The organism is Helicobacter sp. NHP22-001 (genome assembly GCF_030270165.1).
GTDB classification, from domain to species: domain Bacteria; phylum Campylobacterota; class Campylobacteria; order Campylobacterales; family Helicobacteraceae; genus Helicobacter; species Helicobacter gastrofelis.
This window is the reverse complement of the sequence record NZ_BSWS01000040.1, coordinates 1-488: the sequence shown is the minus strand read 5'-3', so window position 1 is coordinate 488 and position 488 is coordinate 1. Positions and strand designations below refer to the sequence as shown.

General features: G+C 58.0%; 1 protein-coding gene. It reads right to left on the bottom strand.

Annotation, left to right across the window (positions count from 1 at the left end; genetic code table 11):
• Positions 1-426, bottom strand: a 426-nt coding sequence (gene cynS / locus QSJ47_RS08290) for a cyanase (RefSeq protein WP_285603019.1), incomplete at its 3' end; no start/stop codon positions are given.
• Between the last annotated feature and the right edge of the window lie 62 nt (positions 427-488).

The window sequence follows — 488 nt, the reverse complement described above, 5'->3', positions numbered from 1 at the left end:
GAACTTGCCGGTCATCACGAACTTGACGCGGTCACCCTTCGGGTTCGCCACGCGTTCCATGGCGAAATCGAAATCGATGGCCGACATGATGCCGTCGCCGAATTCCTCCTCGATCAGTGCTTTCCAGGCCGGTCCATTCACCATCACCATTTCATAGAAACGATAAATCAGAGGATCGGTCGGCGGCATCTGGGTGCCGTCGCCGCGCATGGGAATTTCGTTGATCATCGCGGTCTCGGCCTTCGACAGGCCGAACAGCTTGGCGGCATTCTCCGCCTGTGGCTTGGTGAGTTTCATCTGTCCGAGAATGGCGCCGACAATCAGCGCGTCGGAATGGCCGCCGATCTGTTCGCAGATGTGCTTCCAGGTCCAGCCGTTCTCTCGCTTGATGTCGAGCAGCTTTTCGGTGAGGTCGGATCGCTTCATGTCAATTCTCCAGTTTTGAAGGGCTGTCAGGCGGCACTGGTCTGGCCGGCTGCGGGCTTATC